This is a genomic window from Inquilinus sp. (genome assembly GCF_057815775.1).
Map to the genome: position 1 here is coordinate 1 of NZ_JBYRFX010000818.1, position 4676 is coordinate 4676.

Annotated in this window: 5 protein-coding genes; 3 read left to right on the forward strand and 2 right to left on the reverse strand. The window is 71.3% G+C overall.

Features of this window, described 5'->3' with window-relative positions; translation table 11 throughout:
• The first annotated feature begins 53 nt into the window (after nucleotides 1-53).
• Nucleotides 54-1037 (forward strand): NAD(P)H-dependent glycerol-3-phosphate dehydrogenase, encoded by a 984-nt coding sequence (locus AC3XYG_RS29345; protein WP_489143423.1) that lies wholly within the window; start codon nucleotides 54-56, stop codon nucleotides 1035-1037.
• 31 nt (nucleotides 1038-1068) lie between these two features.
• Here AC3XYG_RS29345 and AC3XYG_RS29350 read toward each other — a convergent pair whose 3' ends face one another.
• Nucleotides 1069-2424, reverse strand: a complete 1356-nt coding sequence (locus AC3XYG_RS29350) for a phosphatase PAP2 family protein (protein ID WP_489143419.1) — start codon at nucleotides 2422-2424, stop codon at nucleotides 1069-1071.
• Between the two features lie 162 nt (nucleotides 2425-2586).
• On the opposite strand from AC3XYG_RS29350, the gene AC3XYG_RS29355 reads away from it, so the two are divergent.
• Both AC3XYG_RS29355 and AC3XYG_RS29360 read left to right on the forward strand, forming a co-directional pair.
• Entirely contained in the window at nucleotides 2587-3003 is a 417-nt protein-coding gene (locus tag AC3XYG_RS29355; RefSeq protein WP_489143420.1) for an EVE domain-containing protein, read from the forward strand.
• A gap of 13 nt (nucleotides 3004-3016) precedes the next feature.
• The gene (locus AC3XYG_RS29360; protein WP_489143421.1) at nucleotides 3017-3727 is read left to right on the forward strand and encodes a 4'-phosphopantetheinyl transferase family protein; all 711 of its coding nucleotides are present in this window, start codon (nucleotides 3017-3019) and stop codon (nucleotides 3725-3727) included.
• Here AC3XYG_RS29360 and AC3XYG_RS29365 read toward each other — a convergent pair.
• A complete protein-coding gene (locus tag AC3XYG_RS29365; RefSeq protein ID WP_489143422.1) occupies nucleotides 3693-4562 on the reverse strand; it encodes a metallophosphoesterase family protein in 870 nt (289 codons plus the stop codon). The two genes, AC3XYG_RS29360 and AC3XYG_RS29365, sit on opposite strands and share 35 nt — an antisense overlap.
• Nucleotides 4563-4676 lie beyond the last annotated feature (114 nt).

Genomic DNA, 4676 nt, shown 5'->3' on the forward strand with positions numbered 1-4676 from the left:
CGCTGGCCGCTGGACCCGACCGCCGCCGCCGCGATCGGCGCCGGGGTGAAGGCGTGACCCGCCCGGGGATCGCCGTGATCGGCGCCGGCGCCTGGGGCACGGCGCTGGCGCAGAGCTTCGCCGGGGCCGGCCACCCCGTGGTGCTGTGGGCCCGCGACCCGGACCGCGCCGCCGCGATCGGGCGCGACCGCGAGAACGCGGCCTATCTCCCTGATATCGCGCTGCATCCCGGCATCACGGTCACCGCCGATCTCACCGCGGTCGGGGATCATCTGCGCCTTCTCGCCGTGCCGGCGCAGATGCTGCGCCCGATCCTGGAGCAATTGCCGCCGCGCCCCGGCCCGCTGCTGATCACCGCCAAGGGCATCGAGACCGCGACCGGCCGGTTCATGGACGAGGTCGCGGCCGAGGCGCGGCCGGAGGCGGAGCCGGTGCTGCTGTCCGGCCCGAGCTTCGCCGCGGAGGTGGCGCGTGGCCTGCCGACCGCCCTGACCCTGGCCTGCACCGATGCGGGGGCCGGCGCCGCCCTGGCCCGCAGCCTGGGCCACGCGGCGCTGCGCCTCTATTGGACCGAAGATCTGCGCGGCGTCGCCCTGGGCGGCGCCCTGAAGAACGTGCTGGCCATCGCCGCCGGCATCGTCACCGGCCGGGCCCTGGGCGAGAACGCTCGGGCGGCGCTGGTGACGCGCGGCCTGGCCGAGATGATGCGGCTCGGCGCCGGGCTCGGCGCGCGGCCGGAAACGCTGATGGGCCTGTCCGGCCTGGGCGACCTGCTGCTGACCGCCTGCAGCGCCACCAGCCGCAACACCTCGCTCGGCATCGCGCTGGGGCAGGGGCGGGGGCTGGCCGAGATCCTCGGCGCCCGCCGTTCGGTCACCGAAGGGGTGTGGACCGCGGCGGCGGCGGCGCGGCTGGCGGCCAAGGCCGGCATCGATGCGCCTGTCATCGCCGCCGTCGACGCGGTGCTGAACCACGGTGCCGCGATCGACACCGCCATCGCCGGCCTGCTGCTGCGCCCGGCCAGGCGCGAGGGCTAGAGCCCGCTCCGCCCGGCCTTCCAGGGCAGATTCAGTGGCCGGCGACCATGGCAGCCGCTCGCCCGGCCGCCGCGTAAAGATTGAGGCGCGAATAGACGCCGAAGGACGAGCCGTTGTCCAGGAACCCGCCGCCGGGGCCCTGCGTCTCCGTCAGGATCCGGTTGGCCTGGTCCAGGGTCAGCGAGGGGAAGGCCGCTGTCAGCAGGTGTCCCGCCTCCGGCGCCAGCGTGCCGACATCTTCCACCGCGCCGGCCAGTTCCGGGTAGACGACCGGCAGGTTGTAGGTCTGCGTCACCGCATAGAAGGCGTCGTTCGCGGCCGGATTGCTCAGCCGTCCGATGTCTTCGCGGGCGCAGACATCGACCTTGTTGCCGCAGGCAGCCTCCAGGGCGGCGGTCATGTCGGCGCGTGCCGCGGTCACGGCCGCCTGGAAATCCTTGATGGCCGGCGCGTGCGGCAGGGTGCGGCCGAGATAATCGGGGTCGTTGGCCAGAAGATGGGCCATGTCATAGGTGGCCAGCGTCCGCCCGGCCAGGACGTCCATGGCGTAGTGCGCCCCCATGATGATGCGATCGTTCCCGTATTCGGCGCCGCGCGCGATCATCTGCTGGTAGCGATCCGGCGTCAGGATGGCCAGGACCAGCGACCCGGTGTAGCCGTAGGTCGTGTGGCCGCTCGGGAAAGACGGGCTGTCGGTCAGGTTCATGACCGGCCCGCGGTTGTAGACCACGTTGTCGGCGGGGGCGTTGAAGTAGTCCGGCCCGACGATCGGCAGGACGCTTGGTTCGGTCTGGAACGGGCGCGAATTGCCGAAGGCGTTGGCCCCGGACGTCCCGGCTGGGCGGCCGTAGCCCTTGCCGAACATGTCAGGCGAGCCGCCGATGTCCTTCAGGATCGCGGCGGCTTCGGCCGAGACGGGCGTCTTGCCGTCGGTGGTCGCGTTGGCGAAGAAGTACTTCCCGGCGTTCGAATTCAAGGCAGCTGTCGCGTTCGCGTAGGCGATCAGGTCGGCGACCGGCTGGGAGAGATTGGTGAAGCGGTCCCGGTCGATGTAGTGGGCGCGGGCCTGATAGGCCGCGCCGAGCGTCGTTCCCAGGCCGTCCGCGAGATCGGCCAGGTTGCCGTCGGTGATGTACGCGTCCCGCAGGGCCTGCTGCTGCTGGTCCGGGAAGGGCAGCAGGGTGGGCTGGCGGATGGCACCGGTCTGGATCCCGCCGGTGACGGTGTAATTCGCCGACAGGGCGGCGCGGCCGGCATTGGTGCCGGACAGGGCGGTGACCGGTGCGAGTCCCTTCAGCACGGCCATGTCGGTGACCGATTGCGCCTCGGCCTGGAACGGCAGCAGCGCACACAGCGCGGCGATCCCCAGAAGCATTCTGCCCGTCACGATGGCACTCTCCTTGGCTTGCTTGGTCGGATGTCCAGTCTCAGGCGTTTACACCATCCTGCCGGGGAAGGTGATCCTTCCGGTGACTGTGGATCCTGGAAAGGCGCAGGGCTTTCCGCTAGCGTCCGGATCCCATGAGCATGTCGACCGAGAGGCTGAGTCGTGAACCACTGGCTGGTGAAGTCCGAACCCGTCAAATGGGGCTGGGAGCAGATGGTCAAGGCCAAGCGCACCCATTGGGACGGGGTGCGCAACTACCAGGCATCGAACAACCTCAAGGCGATGAAGATCGGCGACCAAGCCTTCTTCTACCACTCGAATGACGGGCTGGAGATCGTCGGCATCGTCGAGATCGTGCGCGAATACTATCCCGACCCGAGCGACGAGAAAGGCCGCTTCGGCATGGTCGACGTCCAGGCGCTGCGGCCGTTGAAGATCCCGGTGACGCTGAAGCAGATGAAGGCCGATCCCGATCTGTCCGGCCTCGGCCTGCTCCGCCAGAGCCGGCTGTCGGTCAGCCCGGTCGGTGAGGCCGAATGGGCGCATATCTGCCAACTCGGCGGCATTTCCGCGAAATGAGCGATCCGGCGGCATGACCGAGGGTCCCCCGGACGCACATGTCTGGACGGCCGAGGTCGCCGAGGACGATGCCGTGGTCGAGGCCTGTTGGCCGCTGCTGACCGAGACGGAGCGGGCCCGCGCCGCGCGCTTCGCCGTGCCGGGCGACCGCCGCCGCTTCGCCGCCGCCCGGTCGCTGATGCGCCGCCTGCTGCACGACATGACCGGCGTACCGGCCAGGGAGTGGGATTTCGCCGTCGGGGACCATGGCAAGCCGCTGGTCTGCTCACCGTTGGCGGGTCGGTCGATCGGCGTCAACATCTCGCATGCCGAGGGCATGGTGGTGTGCGCCGCCGCCCCGGGCACGGTGATCGGCGTCGACCTGGAATGGCTCGGCCGGGTGGTCGAACCGCGCATTGCCGACCGCCGCTTCGCCGCGGCGGAGGCGGCGGCGCTGCGGCTGGTGCCGGCCGACCAGCGCCGCGAGGCCTTTCTGGGCATCTGGACGGTCAAGGAAGCCTATGTGAAGGCGCTGGGCGGCGGCCTGACCATCGCGCTGGACAGTTTCGTGGTGGAGGCGCTGTCGGACCGGCCGGCGGTGCGCTTCCTCGACCCCGCGGTGGATGGTGCGGCCTGGCATTTCCGCCAGTGGCGGCCGTCGCCCCGGCACATGCTCGGCCTGGCCCTGCATCACCCCAAGCCGGATCCGGTCATCGCGGTACGAAGCGTTGCCCTGACGCCCTGATGCCGGGCGGCGGCTCCGGCGGGCCGGGCAGGATCTCCCTGAGATAGCCGGCGATGCCGTAGGCCTGTTCCCACTGATAGGGGTAGCCTAGCGACACCTCCTCGAACCGCGTCGCGTCGCGCCAGTCGGTGTGGCGGACGTGCAGGTGGCCGCTGACCGCCACCGTGGCGCGGAACCGCTGGTGCCAGTCCTCGGTCAGGGTGGTGCCGCACCACGGGCTGAAGCGCGGGATGCGGGGAATGCGCACCAGGTCGCGGCGCAGCGGGTGGTGGTTGACCAGCACCGTCGGCAAGTCGGCCGGCAGGGCGGCCAGCCGCTGCGCCGTCAGCGCCACCCGGGCGCGGCACCAATCCTGCCGCGTCGGGTACGGGTCGGGATGCAGCAGCAGCTCGTCGGCGCAGACGGCACTCTCCTCCGCCGCCCAGGCCACCACCTCCTCCAGCGGCAGGTCGGGCGGCCGGAAGCTGTAGTCGTACAGCAGGAACAGCGGCGCGATCGCATGCGGCCCGCCGGGGCCGGGCCAGACCGGGTAGGGGTCTTCCGGCGTCACCACGCCGTGGCGCCGGGCCAGGGCGACCAGCGCCTCGTAGCGCTCGACCCCGCGCGGTGCGGCCGGGCTACGCGCGCGGGTCCACAGCTCGTGGTTGCCCGGCACCCAGAACAGCTTCGCGAATTTGGCGGCGAACGCGGTGAAGGCCCGCTCCAGCCCATCGACGCTCTCGGCGATGTCGCCGCCCAGGATCAGCCAGTCCTCGGGGCAGGCGGGCAAGGCGTCGAGCCGCTCGAAGCTAGCGTCGGAGGCGAGGTGCAGGTCGCTGATGGCAAGCAGGCGCATGCCCGCAGAGTGGCCGGTCCCGGCCGGTATGGCCAGGGTCCGATCGCCGCGGGCGCCGCCGGGTCAGCGCCGGATGCGGTGGAAGCTGATGACCTTGTGCAGCTCCACATCGGC

What these genes read in the sequence shown, in the direction of transcription:
- AC3XYG_RS29365 (WP_489143422.1), bottom strand. Translation starts at nt 4,562, where the DNA reads ATGCGCCTGCTTGCCATCAGCGACCTGCACCTCGCCTCCGACGCTAGC.
- AC3XYG_RS29360 (WP_489143421.1), top strand. Translation starts at nt 3,017, where the DNA reads ATGACCGAGGGTCCCCCGGACGCACATGTCTGGACGGCCGAGGTCGCC.